Origin of the sequence: Ensifer sp. 2TAB8, assembly GCF_052115125.1 — a bacterium.
Taxonomy (GTDB): domain Bacteria; phylum Pseudomonadota; class Alphaproteobacteria; order Rhizobiales; family Rhizobiaceae; genus Ensifer.
Map to the genome: position 1 here is coordinate 19,911 of NZ_JBFRGB010000008.1, position 17,981 is coordinate 37,891.

General features: G+C 63.0%; 17 protein-coding genes. 11 read left to right on the plus strand and 6 right to left on the minus strand.

The window, feature by feature from the left end; all coding sequences use genetic code 11:
- Position 1: 1 nt before the first annotated feature.
- The 3 genes from AB4Z53_RS15190 (at position 2) to AB4Z53_RS15200 (ending at position 5,876) form a co-directional block, all read left to right on the plus strand.
- Positions 2–2,044, plus strand: a complete 2,043-nt coding sequence (locus AB4Z53_RS15190) for a type I secretion protein (protein ID WP_441596492.1) — start codon at positions 2–4, stop codon at positions 2,042–2,044.
- A gap of 379 nt (positions 2,045–2,423) precedes the next feature.
- Positions 2,424–4,529: a type I secretion system permease/ATPase gene (locus AB4Z53_RS15195; protein ID WP_441596493.1), complete on the plus strand. Its 2,106-nt coding sequence runs from the start codon at positions 2,424–2,426 to the stop codon at positions 4,527–4,529.
- A 6-nt stretch (positions 4,530–4,535) separates the two neighbouring features.
- Positions 4,536–5,876, plus strand: coding sequence for an HlyD family type I secretion periplasmic adaptor subunit (locus tag AB4Z53_RS15200; protein WP_441596494.1), 1,341 nt, complete (start codon positions 4,536–4,538; stop codon positions 5,874–5,876).
- A 133-nt stretch (positions 5,877–6,009) separates the two neighbouring features.
- Here AB4Z53_RS15200 and AB4Z53_RS15205 read toward each other — a convergent pair whose 3' ends face one another.
- Positions 6,010–6,633 carry a hypothetical protein gene (locus tag AB4Z53_RS15205; RefSeq protein ID WP_113539830.1) on the minus strand — a complete coding sequence of 208 codons (624 nt, stop codon included), beginning with the start codon at positions 6,631–6,633 and terminating at the stop codon, positions 6,010–6,012.
- A 362-nt stretch (positions 6,634–6,995) separates the two neighbouring features.
- Here AB4Z53_RS15205 and AB4Z53_RS15210 point away from each other — a divergent pair, with 362 nt between their 5' ends.
- From AB4Z53_RS15210 to AB4Z53_RS15225, 4 genes are all read left to right on the plus strand, one after another.
- On the plus strand, positions 6,996–7,490 hold the full coding sequence (locus AB4Z53_RS15210; RefSeq protein WP_441596495.1) for a hypothetical protein: 495 nt from the start codon (positions 6,996–6,998) through the stop codon (positions 7,488–7,490).
- A 130-nt stretch (positions 7,491–7,620) separates the two neighbouring features.
- A complete protein-coding gene (locus tag AB4Z53_RS15215; protein WP_113539828.1) occupies positions 7,621–8,592 on the plus strand; it encodes an aldo/keto reductase in 972 nt (323 codons plus the stop codon).
- Between the two features lie 136 nt (positions 8,593–8,728).
- Complete coding sequence (locus AB4Z53_RS15220) at positions 8,729–10,459, plus strand: adenylate/guanylate cyclase domain-containing protein (protein WP_441596496.1); 1,731 nt, start codon at positions 8,729–8,731, stop codon at positions 10,457–10,459.
- Between the two features lie 45 nt (positions 10,460–10,504).
- Positions 10,505–10,885, plus strand: a complete 381-nt coding sequence (locus AB4Z53_RS15225) for a VOC family protein (RefSeq protein WP_441596497.1) — start codon at positions 10,505–10,507, stop codon at positions 10,883–10,885.
- 65 nt (positions 10,886–10,950) lie between these two features.
- On the opposite strand, the gene AB4Z53_RS15230 is transcribed toward AB4Z53_RS15225, so the two are convergent.
- Positions 10,951–11,376: an OsmC family protein gene (locus AB4Z53_RS15230; protein ID WP_060604512.1), complete on the minus strand. Its 426-nt coding sequence runs from the start codon at positions 11,374–11,376 to the stop codon at positions 10,951–10,953.
- Positions 11,377–11,531: 155 nt separating this feature from the next.
- Here AB4Z53_RS15230 and AB4Z53_RS15235 point away from each other — a divergent pair, with 155 nt between their 5' ends.
- On the plus strand, positions 11,532–12,014 hold the full coding sequence (locus tag AB4Z53_RS15235) for a methyltransferase family protein (RefSeq protein ID WP_113539825.1): 483 nt from the start codon (positions 11,532–11,534) through the stop codon (positions 12,012–12,014).
- Between the two features lie 33 nt (positions 12,015–12,047).
- Here AB4Z53_RS15235 and AB4Z53_RS15240 read toward each other — a convergent pair whose 3' ends face one another.
- The gene (locus AB4Z53_RS15240; protein WP_441596498.1) at positions 12,048–13,250 is read right to left on the minus strand and encodes an aromatic amino acid transaminase; all 1,203 of its coding nucleotides are present in this window, start codon (positions 13,248–13,250) and stop codon (positions 12,048–12,050) included.
- A gap of 22 nt (positions 13,251–13,272) precedes the next feature.
- On the minus strand, positions 13,273–14,214 hold the full coding sequence (locus AB4Z53_RS15245) for a DMT family transporter (RefSeq protein ID WP_441596499.1): 942 nt from the start codon (positions 14,212–14,214) through the stop codon (positions 13,273–13,275).
- A gap of 86 nt (positions 14,215–14,300) precedes the next feature.
- Between AB4Z53_RS15245 and AB4Z53_RS15250 the strand changes: the two genes are divergently transcribed.
- Positions 14,301–14,756, plus strand: coding sequence for an Lrp/AsnC family transcriptional regulator (locus AB4Z53_RS15250; RefSeq protein WP_057255347.1), 456 nt, complete (start codon positions 14,301–14,303; stop codon positions 14,754–14,756).
- A 33-nt stretch (positions 14,757–14,789) separates the two neighbouring features.
- On the opposite strand, the gene AB4Z53_RS15255 is transcribed toward AB4Z53_RS15250, so the two are convergent.
- The gene (locus tag AB4Z53_RS15255) at positions 14,790–15,848 is read right to left on the minus strand and encodes an adenylate/guanylate cyclase domain-containing protein (RefSeq protein WP_441596630.1); all 1,059 of its coding nucleotides are present in this window, start codon (positions 15,846–15,848) and stop codon (positions 14,790–14,792) included.
- A 152-nt stretch (positions 15,849–16,000) separates the two neighbouring features.
- Between AB4Z53_RS15255 and AB4Z53_RS15260 the strand changes: the two genes are divergently transcribed.
- Positions 16,001–16,459 (plus strand): SRPBCC family protein, encoded by a 459-nt coding sequence (locus AB4Z53_RS15260; protein ID WP_441596500.1) that lies wholly within the window; start codon positions 16,001–16,003, stop codon positions 16,457–16,459.
- Positions 16,460–16,476: 17 nt separating this feature from the next.
- Here AB4Z53_RS15260 and AB4Z53_RS15265 read toward each other — a convergent pair whose 3' ends face one another.
- Complete coding sequence (locus tag AB4Z53_RS15265) at positions 16,477–16,938, minus strand: Lrp/AsnC family transcriptional regulator (RefSeq protein WP_113539873.1); 462 nt, start codon at positions 16,936–16,938, stop codon at positions 16,477–16,479.
- A 144-nt stretch (positions 16,939–17,082) separates the two neighbouring features.
- On the opposite strand from AB4Z53_RS15265, the gene AB4Z53_RS15270 reads away from it, so the two are divergent.
- Positions 17,083–17,979 carry a DMT family transporter gene (locus AB4Z53_RS15270; RefSeq protein ID WP_441596501.1) on the plus strand — a complete coding sequence of 299 codons (897 nt, stop codon included), beginning with the start codon at positions 17,083–17,085 and terminating at the stop codon, positions 17,977–17,979.
- Positions 17,980–17,981 lie beyond the last annotated feature (2 nt).

Here is a 17,981-nt window from a genome sequence, read left to right on the forward strand (position 1 = left end):
CATGTACTCCGCGAAAATCTCCGAAACCATCGCCCATTTCATCGGTCTTTTCCAGCTCTCGACCGAAGATGCTCGCGTACGCGAAGCACACGAGAAATTCGACCCGACGCGCGAAGTTCACAAGGATCCGAAGGACATCGAGGCCGCGCCCGTCAAGGCGCAGGCTCCCTACGATCTCGACGACTTCAATCCTGACGTTCCCTACCGCCCGCTCGATATGGACATCTACGGGCCTGTTCCGAGTGGATATGCCGGTTTGCCTTTTCCGGAGTACCCGCTCACAGAAGGCGTGATTGGTAGCAGCAGTCCTGAAGGTGTCCTGCAGACGTGGTCCTTCAAGGCGTCCTATGCCGCCACCCCGCACATCATCAATCCTCCGGGGTCGGTCGTGGTCTACAGCCAGCAGACTGTCGAGCTCTCCGACAACGATTTCGTCGACATGGGTGGGCACGGATTGAAATCCGGCCTGCATATCGACGATAGCGCGACGATGGCCCAACTCATCGACGCCGCGCAGCAGGTTTCGCCACTCGGCTCCGTGGACGTTGCCGGTTCCGGCGCAACGATCGCCAGCCTGGTTACGACGACCGCCGCGACGCTTGATGCCTATTCTCCTGACGATACGGGACAGGTGGACGGACTGTCCGCCAGCCAATTCGTCGCCAAGGGCGACACGCTGGAAGGCATCTATGTCAACGGTGAGCTGGTTGAGACGGCGCCGGTCCTCAAGGATCATCTGCCGAACCCCGACGAACCGTCGAGCACGCCCGACCAGCCTGAACTGACCAACGGCCCGAAGGAGGCCAGCGGTGCCGTCGCGCACGGCGGAGGTACCGTTCCGATCGCAGCTTCGGTCGAGCTGGATGCCGGCAGCAACACGCTGGTCAACGAGGTCGTCATCACAGGCAACTGGCTGCAATCGAATGTGCTTGCGGTCGCGGGCGATCACGTCCAGCTCAACGCCATCATCCAGACCAACGTCTATTCCGACAATGACGCTGTGGGCGCTACGCTCACCGGTGGGAGCCTGGGCGCAGAGAAGGCGACCGAGGCGTTCAATATCGCGTCGTTCAAGCACGTCGAACCGACGCAGACCGCGCAGAACGAGACGAATGTCTTTCCCAAGGCCTGGGCCATCACCGAGATCAAGGGCGACCTGATGATGGTGAATTGGCATCAGCAATTCACTTTTATGTCCGACAACGACACGGCCATCCTTGCGGCTTCCGGGTCCAAGCTCTCGGTCATCGCCGGCGACAACACCGCTGCCAACCAACTCTCGCTGTTGGAATTGGGATACCGCTACGATCTGGTCTTCGTCGGTGGAAACGTCTTTGACGCCAACATCATCCAGCAGACCAACATCCTGCTCGACAACGATTTCATCGGGGCCGTCGGTGGCTTCCATATGAGCGGTCACGGATCCGTCTCGACGGGCGGCAACCTCCTTTGGAACTATGCCAGCATCGTTGAGGCCGGTGGCGCGGGTCCGGTAAACCCGATGCCGGAAAGCTATCTTTCGGCCCTGCAGGACCTTTCCGAAGGCAAGAATCCGTCGTCGAAGGATTTCATGCACGATGCCGCCTTCGCCGGACTGATGGGCCTGAGAATACTCTATATTTCCGGAGACCTGCTCAGCCTCAACTACATCCAGCAGACCAATATTCTGGGCGACAGCGACCAGGTGACGCTGGCGATGAACGCGCTGGCGGCACGTCCGGATGCGGACTGGACTATCTCGACCGGCAAGAACGCCCTGATGAACTATGCCGGCATCGTCGATGTGGATACCGGCAAGTCCATCTATGCCGGGGGCGGCATCTATTCTGACGAGGTGCTGGTCCAGGCCGAACTGATCAAGAACGAGCCATTCCTGGGAGGGCAGGATCCGAATGCGCTGGCGAGCGAGGCGGTCGTCTTCCTTGGCGATGGCATGCTGAGCCCGGATACCGGCCATCAGACACAGGACCACGCATCGCCGAACCCGGCTATGCACACGATAGACACGGCCAGCGTCGATCCCATGCACAGCATGGTCGCGTGAACGGGCGCGGGAGGATTCCATGACCGACCGCACCGACCCGTCGCGGCAAGACGTTACCGAAGTCGGAAATTCACCTTCTGCGGACGCCGATGGGAAGCCGCGGCAGGCCGGATGGTCGGATGCGCAAACCGTTCAGCAGCGGTTCCTTCGCAGACTTGACCATCAGGAGAACATTCTGGACAGAGCTGTCAAGGAGATCGACGGGGTGGCAGATCAACTACGCAGAGCAGCGACCGACGGCGCCAGCGAAAATCAGAGGTCTGCAAATCCCGGCGGGGTACCCGTTCCAGGCCCGGGGGCAAAGGCTGCAGGCCCCACGCCTCCGGCCGCCAGCACAACTCCGCCGCCGACGAACATTGCGCCCCGGCCAATCAATCCGATGCCGACGACGAATGCTGCGCCTCCAGCAGCCAATGCCGCGCAGGCTGGCAACCCCGCACAGCGCGCGTGGCCCCCGAGGGTCGAAACCCCGGCAAAGGTAGAAACGCTCTCGGCGCTGCGCGATCGCATGTCGGCGGAACAGCGGCCGCCGCAGGAGCAGCGCAAGCCCGAACCCCGCTTCGAGAAGCCGGTCGTCTGGCCGACGGCCGAAATGAAGGACAGGAACACACCGTCCGGCATGGTCGTGATCGATGGTGACCGCGGGCCGATCAAGGCGGAGCCGCGTCCAGCCGCCAAGGACGGCGGGACTTCGAACGGCAGCGGGGGCAATGGTAATGGTGGTGGCGGTGCTGGTGGCGCGGGTGTCTTTCACAAACGTCTTGGAGCTGTAGATTTCACCGCGAGCCTGAAGGCGGGCCTCAAGGCGATCAGACAGAACCTGATGATCGTCATGGTTTTCACGATCGCCACCAACGTGCTCGTGCTTGCGATACCGGTCTATCTGTTCCAGATCTCGGACCGGGTGCTGACCAGCCGGTCGATCGACACGCTGGTGATGCTAACGGCCCTGATCGTCGGCGCAGTTGTGCTGCAGACGATCTTTGACGGCATCCGTCGCATGATCCTGATGCGCACGGCGGTGGAGGTCGCCGCCCAGCTCGGCGCGCCGATCCTGAGCGCTGCCGCACGAGCGGCCCTGCACAGCAACGGACGTGAATATCAAACACTTGGCGATCTGCAGCAACTTCGCGCCTTCCTGGTATCGGGCACGCTGCTTTCCTTTCTCGATGCGCCGATCGCTCCGTTCTTCGTGTTGGCGGTGTTCCTCATCCATCCGCATCTCGGCGCGATCGTCATCACTTCGGCCTTTCTTCTGCTGATCGTGACCCTCCTGAACCAGCGGGCGACCGCCGCGGGCTTCGGGGAGGCGACCAACTACCAGACCAAGGCGAACCTTCACCTCGATTCGATGTCACGCAACTCGCAGATCATCAATGCGCTGGCGATGATCCCCGAAGCCGTACACATCTGGGGCAAGGACATGGCCGGCTCGCTGAAGGCACAGGTTCTGGCGCAGGACCGCAACATCGCCTTCGCATCGCTTTCCAAGGCGGTGCGGCTGCTTACCCAGGTGACGATGCTCGGCTGGGGCGCGAACCTGGCGCTGCACGGTCACCTGACCGGGGGCATGGTGATCTCGGCTTCGATCATCGCCGGCCGCGCGCTCGGCCCGATCGAGGCGGCAATCGAAGGCTGGCACCAGGTGATCCAGGCACGCGCCGCCTACGGTCGCATCTCCGCGCTGCTGCATACGTCGCCGCTCAATTTCGAACGGTTGAAGCTGCCGCGCCCTGAAGGACGCCTCGACGTCGAGCGGCTGCTCTTCGTTCCGCAGGGCACCAAGCGCGTCGTGCTGAACGGGATCACTTTCGCACTGGAACCGGGTGACTCGCTGGCGGTCATCGGCAGTTCAGGCGCGGGCAAGACGACGCTTGGCAAGATGCTCGTCGGCTCCATCCTGCCAACGTCGGGCGCCGTGCGTCTCGACCTCATGGACTTGAGGAACTGGGACCAGCGCCAGTTCGGCGAGAGCATTGGTTATCTGCCGCAGGACGTCCAACTCTTCCCGGGAACGATCAAGGCGAACATCGCTCGCATGCGCGAGGATGCCACCGATGCGGAGATCTATGCCGCTGCCAAGCTCGCCGACGTGCACGACATGATCGCCATGCTGCCGCACGGATACGAAACCGTCGTCGCGGCCGACGGCTCGCCGTTGTCGGGCGGCCAGAAGCAGCGCGTCGCGCTTGCTCGTGCCTTCTTCGGCAATCCGCGCATGGTTGTGCTCGACGAGCCGAATTCCAATCTGGACACATCCGGCGAAACGGCGCTCACCCGCGCGCTGACACATGCAAAGCGTGAGAAGATCACGGTCATCACCATCACGCAGCGCCCAGCGCTTCTCAACAGCGTCGACAAGGTGCTGCTCCTGGTCAACGGCACGGTGGCCCTCTTCGGCCATCGGCAGGATGTTCTCAAGGCGCTGGCTTCCCGCGGGGTGAACACCGAAGGCAACCCACTCGACCAGCCCCAACTTCCGTAGGCGAACATGACGGACGCAGCCAAAATACAGGACCTGACATGGTACGCGGAGGTTCCGCGCTCCATCTGGCAACACACGTTGATCGGCTTTGTGCTGATCGGTGTCACATTCGGCGGTTTTGGTGCCTGGGCTGTTACCGCACCGTTGGCTGCGGCGATCATCGCCCAGGGAAGTTTCGTCGCGACGGGCCAGAACAAGGTGATCCAGCATTTCGAAGGCGGGATCATCAAGGAAATCCTGGTCAGTGAGGGGGATCACGTTACGGCAGACCAGCCGTTGATCCGCCTGGACGAGACAGCGGCACAGGCGAACGAACGCCAGTTCTTCCTGCGGCGGGCACGGTTGGAGGCGATTGTTGCTCGACTGAACGCACAGGCCCACGGTCTCAAGGAGATCGCGCTGCCGGAGGCGATCACGGAGCATCTGAAGGATGACCCGGAGATCCGCCCGATCGTGCAAAGCCAGCAGCTCAATTTCCAGACCTGGAGAAGCAAGCTCGACAGCGATATTGGTCTGTTGAAGCGCAACATCGAGAGCCTGGAGTTCCGTTCCGAAGGCTTTCAGGAGCAGCTGAAGGCGGTCCGCGAGCAGCGCGCCCTTCTCGACGAGGAATATGCCGGCAAGAAAGTGCTGCTGGCAAAAGACCTGATCCGCAAGACGGAGATCAAGACCATCCAGCGTGCGATCGCCGATGCCGAAGGTCAGATCGGGAGGCTGATGTCCGAAGTCTCGGAAACGGGTGCACAGATCCTGAAGCAGGAGCAACAGGTCAACCAGACGGAAGAGAGCTACAAAGAGGCGGCGCTCGACGAGTTGCAGAAAGCTGAAGCCGAACTGGACACCGTGCGCGAGCAGTTGCGCGGGGCGACCAACGTGCTGCGCCGCGCGACGATCAATGCACCGGTGACCGGCACGGTCATCCGGATGCACTACCACACGTCAGGCGGCGTCATCGAAAGCGGCAAGCCGATCATGGAAATCCTGCCGGCCGATGTGCCCCTCATCATCGAGGCGCAGGTCCTGCGCACCGAGATCGACAACATCAAGGTCGGCGAGAAGGCAACCGTACGCCTGACGGCGCTTAACCAGCGCACGACGCCGGTGCTGAACGGCCAGGTTTTCTACCTGTCCGCCGATGCGTTACCCGTGCAGACGCAGGATGGTACGCGCGAGGTTTACCTCGCCCGCGTCAGCCTGCCGGCAAGTGAGCTCGCAAGGGTCCATAACTTCGCCGTGACGCCGGGCATGCCGGCTGAAATCCTCATCCAAACGGCGGAGCGGACCTTCTTCGATTATCTCACGAAGCCGATCCGCGACAGCATGGCTCGCGCTTTCATGGAAAACTAAGCAAGGCCCCTCGAAGGCCGTTGGGGGAGCCGTGCCTTTGCCTGGCATCGCCCAGATGACGACGCGGCAGAGAGAGAGAGAGAGAGAGAGAGAGAGAGAGAGAGAGAGAAGGTTACGTACTTCTCCCCAGCCCTCAGTTCGCGGCGAAGCAATAGAACAGGCCTTCGCCGCCCGTACCCTTGAAGGCTTCCACGGTGCATCCGCCTCGCGTCGCGTGCGACGAGTTCCAGGATTTCGCTTGGGCGGAATCGTTCAGGCCCGTGCGGTCGCTGTGGCCGACGATCGCCGCGCCGTCGGCGCCGCCCATCGTCCAGTTGCCGCAGGTATCCGGTGCGGCGGTGCCATCCGCCTTTGAGCCGGTCAGGATGTCATGGCGGTTGGGGGTGTCGCCGCGACCGTTGATGATCTCGCCCTTCTCGTTGAGCGCGGTCTGTTTGGTGAGGTTGTTCTTGTCGCTGTGCAGGGAAGCGACGTCGTCGGCGATCTTCTCGCCCTTGGCGTTGTACCATGGCCCCTTGCCGATCCTGTCCTTTGCATTTTCGCTATCGGTGGACAGGTAGGCCTTCCAGGTCTTGCCGGTCGATCCGGCCGTCTTTGCCAAGGCGTCGCAATAGGCGTCGGCGCCTGCGAGCCCGCCGAGATCGCCGCCCTTTCCCGGGTTCACGCTGGTGACGAAGAAACTCATGCTGGTGTCCTGAGCATGGGCCGCTCCGGAGCAGGCCAGGACGAATGCGAGGGCTGCAAGTCCGCTTTTCATTGGTCTCTCTCCCGTCAGGTTTCGGGCAGAAGCCTAATGGTCGCGCTTGGTGGAGTAAAATCGAAATGGCGTGATGAACGAGGGGGAATGGTGCGGGGTCTGGCATCGTGTTGCGCGGGGCGCATGGCTGGCTTGCGAAATCCCGTCTACGATTTCGGCGCGATCCCTGTATATTCAAATCATCGAAGCGATGCACCTCCTCCCGCAGAGCTTCGACAGGCGAACGACCTTCTCCTCCTCCCAAAGGTCGTTTGCGAGATCAGCGCCACTCCTCCTCCTAAGGCTGCTGATCGGTTTTCTAAGAGCCTGCCGCTCCTCCCGCGGCGGGCTCTTTTGTTTTCAGCCTCCGCACATGCCTCGAAATGAACTTTGGCGCGTGGCGCGGTCCGGCCCTGCGGAACAAAGTGCCCGCCGGATCGTTGAGCCGCCAGGAGGTTTCGATGTCTATCCGTCAGTCGAAATCCAATGTGGAACCGAAAACACCGCGATGGGCGTTTCACCATGGTGCGGGACGTCTCCGCCGGGCAGAAGGCGACGAAGTGCGCAGCCGGCCGACCAATGAAGCAGAGCAGGCGCAGATCGTCGACGCGGGCGACGGTGGCCTGGTCGCGCCCGACCTTGCAGGCGATCTTGCCCCCGATCGCAACCACCAACCGCCTCCGCACGACTATAGCCGTCCTTCGCTCAAACTTGGCAAGCTGCCTGCCGCCCAGAATATGCGCGACGAAGATGGTGCCGGCGGGCCGGTGTGGCTGGCCGTGCTCGGCGACAACACCAGTGAAGCCATGCGACAGTTCATGGGACTGGTGCTTGCATTTATCTTCCTGTCGGCGGTTTTCTTCTGGTTTCTCGCGTAGCGCGACGAGGACGCGCGTAGTGTCCCTCGAAATCTCCGGGCATCGACGATACAGCCACGGTTGACGAAGGGCGGCCACACCCTAGATAACCGGCGACATCCCGCCTCCTTCCAATATCAGCGAGCTCATCATGCACTACAGAACCTTCGGCCGTGGCGGCCTTCGCGTTTCCGAAATCGGCTATGGCGCTTGGGGCATCGGCAAGAGCCATTGGCAGGGAGCGCGCGACGACGAATCCGCCCGCGCGCTCAACCGTGCCGTCGATCTCGGCCTCAACTTCATCGATACGGCGCTTGGTTACGGCCAGGGCCACAGCGAAAAGCTGATCGGGGCTTTGTTGCGCGAGCGCTCGGAGACCATCCATGTCGCGACCAAGATCCCGCCGAAGAACATGCAATGGCCCGCCCATGCCGGTACGCCGGCCGAGCAGACCTTTCCGGCCGACCATGTGATCGCCTGCACCGAGACGAGCCTGCGTAACCTCGGCGTCGAGACGATCGACGTGCAGCAGTTCCATGTCTGGTCGGACGAATGGGTCGGCCGCGGCGACTGGCTGGAGGCGGTCGAACGGCTGAAGCGCGACGGCAAGATCCGCTTCTTCGGTGTTTCGATCAACGACTACGAGCCGGACAATGCGCTCCGGCTGATCGAGACCGGCGTCGTCGACAGCGTCCAGGTGATCTACAACATCTTCGAACAGGCGCCGGAAGAAAAGCTGCTGCCCGCGTGCCTCAAGCACAATGTCGGCGTCATCGTCCGTGTGGCGCTCGACGAAGGCGGCCTGACCGGGCAGATCCGTTCCGACACGGTCTTCCCCGAGGGCGATTTTCGCGAGACGTACTTCCGTGGCGAGCGCAAGCGCGAGGTAGAGGAACGCACGCAGAAGATCGTCGGGGACCTGCAGATCGCCCCGGATGCACTTGCCGAAACGGCTCTGCGCTTTGTGCTCAGCCACCCGGCTGTGTCGACCGTCATTCCCGGCATGCGCTCGGTCCGTAATGTCGAGCGCAATTGCGCCATCGGCGACGGTGCCGGCTTGCCGGACGCGCAGCGTGCAAAGCTGAGCGCCCACCGCTGGCAGCGCAACTTCTACAGGGATTGAGCAGCCCGGCGGCCATCGGCTGCCTGGCGGCTAAAACACTCCCTCCAAGGGATCCTTGCCGCCGGACGACGGCTCTTTCGGTGCCCTGCGCGTCTGGATGTGCTATCCATATGGTTGCAGGAGCCCGGGGGCGCCGATGGAACAAAAGCTATCCGTCATCATGGCCGCGGACGTTGCCGGCTATAGCCGGCTGATGGAGCTCGACGAGAAGGGTACGCTTGCGGCCCTGATGGCTCATCGACAGGAGCTTTGGGACCTCGAGGTCGCCGCGCATCGCGGGCGCATCGTCAAGCTCATCGGCGACGGCATGCTGGTGGAATTCCGTGCTGTGGAAGACGCAGTTCTCTGCGCGGTCGAGATCCAGCGGGGAATGCGGAGCAGAAACGCAGGCATAGACGCGGATCGCCGGATAGAATTTCGCATCGGGATCAACATTGGCGACATCCTGTTTGAAGACGGCGACGTCTATGGCGACGGCGTCAATGTGGCGGCGCGCATCGAGGGTCTCGCCAAACCGGGTGGTGTATCCGTCTCCTCCTCGGTCCACGACACCTTGGGCGGTCGCCTGGGCATCCGCTTCGAGGATGCGGGCGAGCAGGCATTGAAGAACATCGGTCGCCCCGTCCACATCTACAATGTCTCCATCGACGCCGCCGGGTCTGGGCCTGCCGCACTCATGGCGCCACCATCACAAGAGGTGCGAGAAAATCCCCCGGTCAAGTCGGGTCGGACGCTTCTCCATGTGTCGCGCTTCGCAAATCTGAGCGGCAATCCTGACCAGGAGTATTTCGCGGCCGGCATAACGCAGGATGTCGTCGCAGCATTGTCGCGCTTCTCCGGGCTGAACGTGATTGTTCGGGTGCCGCGCGTCGAGCCGCAACACCAAGCATCAGCCAGCTACTACACGCTGGAAGGCAGCGTCAGGCGCGGTGGCGACCGTATCCGGGTCAATACGAGCCTGACGAACGCCACTGGCGAACACATCTGGGCGGAGAAATACGATTTCGAGCTCGTCGACATGTTTGACGTCCAGGACGAGTTGTCCCGCTCGATTCCGGCCGCCTTGAATGTCAAAATCGAAGAAGCTGAACGATACAGGGTTCTCGCCGAGCCGCTCAAAGGGTCGAGCGCCTACGATTTCTATCTGCGTGGTCGACACATTGAAATGAGCCTGAAACCGGATGAGGGCAGGTTGGCGAAGGAGATGTTCCTGGCAGCGATTGACGCTGATCCGGCTTATGCGCGCGGCTATCTCGGGCTGGCCTGGCTGGAGATCCGCAAGCTGAAGTGGAACGAGCGCGTTGACATGGAAACCACGCTCGCCAATGCCTTCGCCTGGGCAAACAAGGCGCTGGAGCGTAGCCCCCGCGACGCCGACGTGCACTGGGCGCTCGGCGTCGTGCACCTGTGGAGGCGCGAGGCTGAGCGGGCCATCGGGTGCTACGAGCGCGGTCGCGAACTGGCGCCCAACAATTGCGATTTGCTCGCGGAGTATTGCGATGCCCTGGGCTATCTCGGTCTTCTTCAAGACGCGATCAGGATCGGAGAGCTGGCCCTGCGGCTGAACCCCAGTCGCCCCGACTGGTATTTCTGGAACGTCGCTGCCGCGAAATATCTCTCGGGCCAATACGCAGAGGCGTTGGCGCTCCTGGAAAAGATGGCCGATCTTGGTTCGGCCTATCGATTGCTCGCCGCAACCTACGCGCAACTCGGGCGGCTGCAGGACGCACGTCGTGCCGCTGCCGAACTCCTGAAGCTCAATCCGGAATTCTCGATCGAACGATACGGTTCTCGCGCACCCTATCGGGATGAGGCCTTGCTCGCGCGTTATGTTGAAGGCCTGCGGCTTGCGGGTTTGCCGGAATGATGCGCGGAGGGGCCGCATCGGCCGCATTCAGTGGGAGGAAAGGCAATGTCGAAAACGGTCAACGTCCGTTACATGGTCGACGACGTGGAGGCGGCGGTCGCCTGGTACACGACCCATCTCGGCTTTTTGCTGCTGTCGAGCTACGCGCCGGCCTTCGCGGATGTCCAGCGCGGTGCGCTACGGCTGCTGCTCAGTGGACCGACGAGTTCGGCCGGCAGGCCGATGCCGGACGGCGAACAGCCAGCGCCGGGCGGCTGGAACCGCATCCATCTCATCGTCGATGACCTCGACGCCGAAGTGGAGCGGCTGCGCCGCGCCGGTGTCATGTTCCGCAATGACATCGTAACCGGTCCCGGCGGGGCGCAGATCCTGTTGATCGACCCCTCCGGAAATGTCGTCGAGCTGTTTCAGCCGGCGCGACGATAGCGACCGCGCGCGTCCCGGTCGTTGATGCCGCTCGCACCTCTGGGATGCGAGTGCCGCGTCGGGTCTCAGCCGGCGCTGGTGTCGACCACTTCGAAATCGTGCGTGATCGTCGCGGTCTTGGCGAGCATCGCCGAGGCCGAGCAGTATTTTTCGATCGAAAGCGAAACGGCGCGCTCGACCTTGTTGACCGCGAGCCCACGTCCCTTGACGATGAAGTGCATGTGAATGCGGGTAAAGACGCGCGGCTCGGTCTCGGCGCGGTCGGCATCGAGTTCGACGACGCAGTCTTCGACTGGCTCGCGGCCCTTTTCCAGGATGTGCACGACATCATAGGCCGAGCAGCCACCGGTGCCGATCAGCACCAGTTCCATCGGGCTCGGCCCCGGCGTGCGTCCTTCTTCACCGAAGGCGGTACCCAATACGACTTTGTGGCCGCTACCGGATTCTCCGACGAAGGTCCGGTCTTCCACCCATTTGACGCGTGCTTTCATGTGTCTCGTCCTGTTGCAGCTATGCCCCGATCATAGACCAGCGCGGCCGATGATCGCCTGTTCACATAACGTCTCGAAGGGTTTTCGCAAATGGTCCGCTTCCGTTAAAATGGAAAGCCTGCGCGACGCACGCGAAACCGGCAAGGATTGATCGGATGAACGAGACGACCGGAAATGCGCCTGACAGGTCCGGCGCGGTGGTGCACCCGCCGATCGCCTGGGTGCTGGCGGTGGGTGGCGGCCTCGTGCTTGATCGGCTCTACCCGCTGCCGTTCGTGCCTGCCATGGTGCCCGACGCCCTGGTCGGTGGCATCGTGTTTCTCGCAGGATTGGCGCTGCTCATCTGGGCAGCCATGACCTTCGGCCGTGCGGGAACCGAAATCCAGATCAACCGGCCGACATCGAAAATCGTCGAAATCGGTCCCTACCGCTTTACGCGCAATCCGATCTACACCGGCATGTTCCTGGGCCTGATCGGCTTTTCCATCGTCTTCGACAGCCTCTGGCTGCTGATCCTGCTCGTGCCCTTCTATCTCGTCATCCGCTACGGCGTCGTGGCGCGCGAGGAGGCCTATCTCGAGCGCAAGTTTGGTGATGTCTATCGCGATTACAAGACGCGCGTCAGGCGCTGGCTCTAGACCACGATCGCCCGACACATTTCCGCATCCCGCTCAAGCCGCGTGAACCTGGCACGCAGCGCTTGAAACCGCCCGCAGCGCTTCCGCCAGCCGCTCGATGTCGCGCGGCAACAGGCCGGCGATGTTGATGCGACCGTTCGACGTTCCGTAAACGCCGAAATCCTCGCGAAGCCGGTCCATCTGGTGCGGGTCGAGTGGCAGCAGCGAGAACATGCCTTTTTGCCGGCGCAATGCCTGGAACAATTCCGGAGCGCCGCAGTCAACAAGCGCATCGGCGAGGTCGCGGCGAATATCGGCGACGCGCCGGCGGCTGGTGTCCAGTTCGGCAAGCCACGTTTCGGGGTATTCGAAGAGCTGCGCTGCAATCGCGGCGCCGTGCTCCGGCGGCATGGAATAATTGGCCCGCGTGATCCTCTCCAGCGTCGCGCGAATATTGGCGAGCGGCCCCCGGTCGGGCGCGATCACCATCGCCGCGCCGGTGCGTTCGCAATAGAGGCCCATGTTCTTGGAGCAGCTTGCAGCGACCAGCACCGTGTCGAGTTCTTTAGCGAAATGGCGCAGGCCCGCGGCGTCCTGTTCGATCCCGTCACCGAAGCCCTGATAGGCCATGTCGATCAGCGGGATCAGTCCCTTGTCCTTGCAAAGGCCGACAAGCCGGCGCCACTGTTCGGGCGTCGGATCGATACCCGTCGGGTTGTGGCAGCAGCCATGCAGTAGAACGACGTCGCCCGGGCGAGCCTCAGCAAGATCCGCGATGACGGTGTCGAGATCCAGACCAGCATCGTTCTCATGCCAGCGGAACGTTCGCACGCTGAGGCCTGCGGCTGTCATGATCGGGCGGTGGTTCACATAGCCGGGGTTGGTGTTCCAGATCGTCGCTTGTGGCGAGACGAGCGCGATGAAATCCGCAAGGATCCTGAGTGCGCCGGTGCCGCCGACCGTCTGGATCGTGCACTGACGGTCGAGCGCCTCGGCCCCTTCGCCGAGAAGGAGTCTCGACATTCCGTCGTTGAATGCCAGGTTCCCCGAAAGGGCTCCATAGGACTTGGAGACGGCGGCGGCAGCAAGGCGCACTTCCGCAGCCTGAACGGCCTGCATGACCGGGGTTTGGCCCGAAGCATCGCGATAGACGCCGACCACAAGGTCGATCWTGTCGGCCCGACGATCTTGCCGGAACGCATTGATGAGTGCCCATAACGGATCGGGTTCGGCAATTGGCAGAGTTGCGAGCATCATTGGTCCCCTGTCGTATATGAAACTAGTGGCGGTTTGCCAGGATCACGCCCGTCGTGATGACGAGAATGCCGATCGCGGTAGCAACGGCCAGCGCCTCGCCGAGGATCGGGATGGCCATCAGGCTTGCAAGCGCCGGCGCCAGCGAGCCGATCGTCGCGCTCCGGGCGGCGCCGAGCCGCGAGATCGCGAAGGCGTAGCCGACCGTCGAGATCAGGCCGACGCCGAGCCCCTGGACCAGAATGAAGGGCAGGGCCTGGTGCCAGGAGAACTGCCCGATATGTGTGGTGACGGCGCCCGTGAGCAGCAACGGGACGAGGATGACGAGCGAGCCGATGGACAGCAGCAATCCGTTGCTGATTGCGTCCACCCCGGTGCGGCGCAGGCCGATCGTATAGGCGCCCCAGATGAGGCTCGCGATCAGAAGCATGCCGACGCCGCGGAGCGTCTCGGCTGTTACCGCATGCTGCTGTCCGGCGACGATGCCGATGACGCCGGCGAGGATCAGCGCGAGCGGCAGCCAGCGCTTCCTCGGCACGCCCTTACGCTCAAGCAGAAAGGCGAGCAGGGCGACGGAAAGCGGCGTGGTGCCGGCAACGAGCGCGCCGACATAGGCCGCAGACGTTGCCTTCGCGCCTTCGGAGACGATGAAGAAGAAGGGCACGCCGCCGAGCAGAACGATGGCGGCGTCCATCGGTCTGACCTTGCGAAGCGCCGACAATCGCTGCGGGATCGCCGGCAGCAGGGCGATGATCGGGATCGCGAAACGGATCAGCGCGACGTCGGCGGTGGCGAGCGATGAGGCTCCGATTGCCCGCATGGTCAGCGCGAAGCCCGCCCAGACCAGAACGACGATGGAAAGCACGATGTAGCCGATGGCCGTCGGTGACAGCCATCCGCCTCTCGATTGCTGGAAATCTGACGTCACGTCGGTCATGTGCGGCCTCATCGCTAGGATGGTTCCCATGATATGCTTCTCGCGCTGCTGATTTCTTGCTATTTCACCTGTCCATTGCGAAACGTTTGGCAGAATCTGCCAACAGGGAGGACTAAGTGGACGAAAAGGACATGCAGATCATCTGGGCGCTGCAGAAGGATGGCCGCCTTTCCAATCAGGACCTGTCCGAGAAGGTCGCATTGTCTCCGTCGCCCTGCCTCAGGCGGCTGCGCCTGCTCGAGGAGGCGAAGATCATCAAGGGTTATACGGCGATCGTCGACGAGGAGGCCTATGGCCTGCCGATCACGGCCTTCGTACGCATCCGGCTGGAGCGCCATTCCGAGGCCTCCGTCGCCGCCTTCGAACGCAAGGTGAGAACGATCGACAACATCCAGGATTGCTACGTCATGACCGGCGAGGCGGACTATCTGCTGCGTGTTCTGGTGACGAGCCTCAAGGACTACGAGCAATTCGTCCGCACCCAGCTGCATAACATCGAGGGCATAGCGGCGATCGATACGAGCTTTGCCTATGGCACGGTCAAGCGGGCGACCGTCTTTCCGCGGCTGTGAAGGTCGCCAACCGAAGCCGGTTCCGGGCAGCCGTCACGCATCCGGCAGGGTGAACACGGCGCAGGGCGTTGCGATTCCACGCAACGGATGCTCGCCGAGCGGCACGAGCGGCGTCGACGTTGCTGCGGCGACGGCGCCGGAGATCAACACAGACCGGCCAAGCGGCCGGCATAGCCCCTCCAGACGACTGACGAGGTTCACCGCCGGGCCGATGGCGGTGAAGTCGAGCCGGTCGGCCGCGCCGATGTTGCCCCAGAGAATCTCTCCGAGATGCAGCGCCACGCCGAAAGTGAGCGGCGGCAACCCCTCGGCCTGCCGTGTCTGATCGAGATGGGCCATGCCGGCGCGCGCGGCGGTGACCGCGCGCAGGGCAGCATCGCATGCATCGACAGGCGAGCCGCTGACGGGAAAGATCGCCAGGACGCCGTCGCCGATGAACTTCAGCACCTCGCCACCGAAGGCGTGGATCGCGCCGGCCACCCGTTCGAACCAGGCGTCGAGCGTCGCGATCACCAAAGCGGGTTCCGTCGCCTCGGACAGAACCGTGAAATTGCGAAGATCGGCATAGAACAATGCCGCACGAATGGTCTCGCCGGTCCCGCGCGTGAGCGCCCCGGCGCGAACGCGAGCGGCGCTGCGACGGCCGAGATAGGCCTCAAGCAGGGCAGCGAGCGCCGCCCGCTCGGCAAGTGCTGCCAGGGGCGCGGCGGCAAAACGCCCGACCTCAAGAAGTCGTACCGTCTCGTCCGGGCCGAAAGGCCGGGTTCCGGCCCAACCGAGGGTCGCCCGGTCCGTCCCAGTGCCGGTCGATCGCTCCAGCACCGGTCCAAGCACGGCCAACCATTCGTGCCCGGCCTGGTCGGAGACCGCGCCCGCAAAGCCCAGACTCTCGATCACCACACCTGTCTCAGCCCGCCACAGCCAGGTGCGGCGGGCGATAATCGGGTGCGGCACGGCCAGGGTGAGGGCACCGCCGGCAAGCGGCAGGTCGTCGGCGACAAGCAGTCGTCCAAGCTCGGACAGGAACCGGTCCGGCTCAGGTGAGGCGCTCGCTTCATCCACGAGCCAGGCGAGGGGCGCAGACAAATCCATGCCGAAGAGGATAGCGCCGCGCCCCATTGGGGCAAGGGCCTCGCCTGCGTGGTGGCGCCAGTGGGTGTGCGGGTCTATGATCGCGGTAGCCAGGGTTCCGTGCTTCACCTCTCCTGAACCGGCGGGCCGGCCAAACAGCAAAGGGAAGACCGATGCAGGAAGCCCTCGTCGTCCGCCGCGAAACGCATATCCAGGCGCCGCGCGCCGCAGTGTTCGCGCTTTTGACTGACCCGGAGAAGATTCTCCGCTGGATGGGAACTGAGGCCGATACCAAGGCAGAGCCTGGCGGTCTTTATCTCGTCAACGTAACCGGAGCGCGTTTCGCCCGCGGGTCTTTTCGTGAAGTGGTGCCGGTGCATCGGCTCGCCTACAGCTTCGGCTGGGAAGGCAGCGACATCGTTCCACCCGGTTCCAGCCTGATCGAGATCGACCTGATCGAGCAGCCGCCCGGAACCTTGCTGCGTCTCACGCAAACGGGATTGCCCAATTCCGAACAATGCGCCGGGCATGCGGAAGGTTGGGCGCACTACCTGCAACGGCTGGGGCAGGTTGCGTCCGGGCGCGATCCGGGGGCGGATCCCTGGCTCGGCCGCGACGGCGGCACTCGCTGACCAGCGATCCCGATTGCTCAGATCGGCAACAACGCATCCGGCTTCACATCCCCTACCGACGCATAGGTATGCGTCTCCCTGACGCCGGGAAGGGGCAGGATGACCCGCTCGAGAAAATCCTGGAACAGCGACATGTCGGCAATCCGGGCCTTCACCAGATAGTCGAAGCCTCCGATCACCATGTGGCATTCCAGAACTTCCGGCGCCTTTGCAACCGCCTCGGAGAAGCGCTCGAAGATATGCGGGGCGGTATGATCGAGGCGCACCTGGATGAAGACGACGGTGCCCCGGCCGATCTTTTTCGGATCGAGGATTGCTCGCACGGCCTTCACGTAACCCTCGCGGAAGAGGCGCTTCACGCGCTGGCTCGTGCCCGTTGGCGACAGGCCGACACGCTCTGCCAACTCCAGTGTGGTCCGCCGGCCATCGTCCTGCAGCAATCTCAGCAAGGTGCGATCGATGGCGTCGAGGCCTGCAATTTCGTTCTTCACGCTATTTGGTCCACGAAAGAGTGATAATCGCTCAGATTCATTGAAATCAGTGTATTTTGACGCAGCCGTTTGCGCAATACGGTGTTTCTGTCGAAGCCGCGGGTAAGGCTTCCGCAATGTGGAGAGACGGGCGTGCAAAGTGCTACAATCGGAGAGGGCGACCGCAGCCGGCGGCTGGCGATATGGGCAGGGGTGGCGGTCGTCGCAATCACCACCTTACAGTTCGTGGCCGCCCGGTTCAGTCTGCGCGAGCATCTGACCGCCGCCGACATCGTCACCTTGCGGTTCTCCGGGGCCGCCCTGGCCTTCCTGCCGATGTTCCTCAGCGCCGGCTTGCCGAAGTTGATGCAGCTTGGCTGGCGCAAGGCGGCCGTGCTGGCGCTGCTGACGGGGCTGCCCTATCCGCTGATCATCAACCAGGGACTTTCGCTGGCACCGGTCGCCCATGCGGCAGCACTCTCTCCCGCCGTGATCGTCTTCTTCTCGTTCCTGTTTTCCCGTCTCGTCTTCAAGGACAAGGCCTCCGCCACGCGCCTTGCTGGCGTTGCCACGGTCATTGCCGGCCTTTTGCTGTTCGTGGTCCAATCGGGCGTTGCTGACGCCGGGACATTGCGCGGTGATCTGTTGTTCGCCGTTTCGGGGTTGATGTTTGCCACCTTTGCGGTGCTGGTGCGGCTATGGTCCGTCGACGCCGTGACGGCGACGATCGCAGTGGTGTTCTTCTCTTGTCTGCCGTTGCCCTTGCTGCACATTCTGGCGCCCAGCGGGCTCGCTGCCGCCTCTTTCACCGAAATTGCCACGCAATTCGTCATCCAGGGATTTCTTGCCGGAGCGCTCGCGAGCGTTCTCTACACCTATGTCATCCGTCAGTTGGGCCCGCAGCCTGCGTCGCTGTTCATGCCGTGCGTCCCGGTGACGACGACCGCGGCGGGGGTCGTCGTTCTCGGCGAAGTTCCGACGCTGCTTCAGGTCGTTGCCATTGCCGTCATCACGTTCGGAATGGTCTTCCCGATCCTGAAAAGGGCGTAGGC